This window comes from Pseudomonas sp. P4_C3, assembly GCF_056402075.1.
The window spans coordinates 1-511 of record NZ_JBFUIC010000814.1 but is presented as its reverse complement, the minus strand read 5'-3'; the positions used below and the strand labels follow the sequence as shown (position 1 = coordinate 511).

Here is a 511-nt window from a genome sequence, read left to right as displayed (position 1 = left end):
GGAGGAGCCTCGGGCTAACTCCAGCACGCCTTAGCCGCGAAAGAAAGTTCGCCTTGCCTTCGTCATGCGAGCGATACCTTCCAGGTTAGCGATGGTGATCGGATTGCTGCGATCGTGAAGCTGTTAGCGTCAAGTGTGTCGCAGAATATGCGGGGAGGAGGGTAGCTCCGACAATTCGCAGTCGTACTTCCACCGAGACGAATAGACAGATACAAGCTGACGTCCCTATGCTGGCAGCGACTTTATAAAAACAATCAAAAAAGCCATGAACCGCACTGCTTACTTCTGCTTGCTACGCAAGTGGCTCGCCCGGCCGCACGGCAGCCTGGTGGCACGCTATACCTTGCTGTCCGTGTTTGTGATGAGCATCGCCCTCATTATGCTGGCAGTGCTCTATGAGCAATTGGCCAAAGATTTGCTCAATCGCTTGACTGGTGAACGTCTGGACGCCCAGGCCTTGTCCACGGCGAACCGCTTGTCATCATTTCTCGATGATCACTTTTACCAGGTC

At 53.8% G+C, this 511-nt stretch carries 1 pseudogene; it reads left to right on the top strand.

The annotated features are described in order from the left end of the window. Window positions 1-265: 265 nt before the first annotated feature. Window positions 266-511 (top strand): annotated as a pseudogene (locus AC1DVH_RS32600) (two-component sensor histidine kinase); the annotation flags it as partial.